The sequence below is a fragment of the Streptomyces durbertensis genome, assembly GCF_014156695.1.
Classification (GTDB): Bacteria; Actinomycetota; Actinomycetes; order Streptomycetales; family Streptomycetaceae; genus Streptomyces; species Streptomyces durbertensis.
Genome location: NZ_WMLF01000722.1, coordinates 1 through 1,540, shown reverse-complemented (window position 1 = coordinate 1,540; position 1,540 = coordinate 1). Strand labels below are relative to the sequence as shown.

Genomic DNA, 1,540 nt, shown 5'->3' with positions numbered 1-1,540 from the left:
ACGTCGTGGAGAACGCGGCGAACCGCCAGGCGTATCGCGGCGACCGTGGGATGTGGACCCATGTCCGTTTCACTTCCTCGGGAAGGCGGGGCGGCCGGCCCGTGGTACGGCGAGGCCGGCACAAGCGATTGTCACGCTGAGTGCGTCGATGGTGACAGAGATGGAGGACTGCTCAGAGCATCGCACGCGCGCCGACGGCCCGACGGTCCCTCGGAAGGGTGATTCACAGGTCATTTCGGGCTCACGGTTCGGGACTCCGGTGCACCCTTGCGACCCAGTCCGCCGGTTTGGCGATCTCCGCCCGTGTCGGCAGTGTGTTCGGGGACGTCCACACCCGGTTGAACCCCGTCATGCCGACCTCGTCCACCACCGTCCGGACGAAGCGCTCGCCATCCTTGTACTGACGCAGCTTCGCGTCCAGCCCGAGCACCTTGCGCAGCACCTGGTCGAGCCGCCCCGCACCGGCCTGGCGCCGCTTCTGGAACTTCTCCCGGATCTCGGTGACCGACGGCACGACCTCGGGCCCGACACCGTCCATCACGTAGTCCGCGTGCCCCTCCAGCAGGGACATCACCGCCGTCAGCCGGTCGAGGATGTCCCGCTGCGCCGGCGACTGCACCAGATCGGCGATGCCCCGGCCGCCCCGGTCGGCGCCGTCAGCATCGCTTTCGCCACGTTCACCCTCCGGGCGGGCGCCGGTGACGTTCTGCGCGATCTCCCGCAGCCGCTCCATGAGCAGTGACGGATCCAGCTCCGTCTCGCCGAGGAACGCCTGGATCTCGCCTTCCAGGTGGTCCCGCAGCCACGGCACGGCGGTGAACTGCGTGCGGTGCGTCTCCTCGTGCAGGCTCACCCACAGCCGGAAGTCGTGCGGGTCCACGTCCAGCTCCCGCTCGACGTGCACGATGTTCGGCGCGACCAGCAGCAGCCGGCCGCCGCCGGGGCCGCCGGGCAGGCCGGGCCGCGGCGGGGCGAACGTCTCGTACTGGCCGAGCACCCGGGAGGCCATGAACGACAGCAGCATCCCCACCTCGACGCCGGTGATCTTCCCGCCGACCGCGCCGAGCAGCACGCCCCCGGGCATTCTCGCCCGGCGCTCCCGCATCCTCGTCAGCAGCGGCGTGAGCAGCTCCCGGAAACCGGCCACGTTCGCCCGGATCCAGCTGGCCCGGTCGACCACCAGCACTGGCGTGTCCGCCGCCGCGCCCGTCGGCACCAGGCCCGTGAAGCCGCGCACGTGCTCCTCCGAGGACCGCGCGTGGCCGCGCAGCTCCGCCACCACGGCCCGGGCCTCCGCCCGGGTGACCTGCGGCCCCGGACGGACCATCCGGATCGCGGTCGCCGTCGCCAGCTCCCAGTCGACCGTCCGCGCGGCGGCATCGGCGTCCCGCGTACGCCCGTTCCCGCCGGGGGCCCCGGAGTTCGGGGGGTTCACGCCGCCGCCCTCGCTCCGGCCCTCGTCGCCGCCTGTGCTCCCCATACTCGTCATGACTTCACCGTACGGCGTCCGCCGCACCCGCGCGGAGCCTGTGGACAACCC

Annotated in this window: 1 protein-coding gene; it reads right to left on the bottom strand. The window is 72.2% G+C overall.

Going from position 1 to position 1,540, the window contains the following annotated elements:
• Positions 1-241: 241 nt before the first annotated feature.
• Positions 242-1,489, bottom strand: a complete 1,248-nt coding sequence (locus GL263_RS26270; protein ID WP_228456847.1) for a zinc-dependent metalloprotease — start codon at positions 1,487-1,489, stop codon at positions 242-244.
• Between the last annotated feature and the right edge of the window lie 51 nt (positions 1,490-1,540).

Excerpts from the sequence above, each read along its gene's own strand:
- GL263_RS26270 (WP_228456847.1), bottom strand. The coding sequence starts at position 1,489 with ATGACGAGTATGGGGAGCACAGGCGGCGACGAGGGCCGGAGCGAGGGC.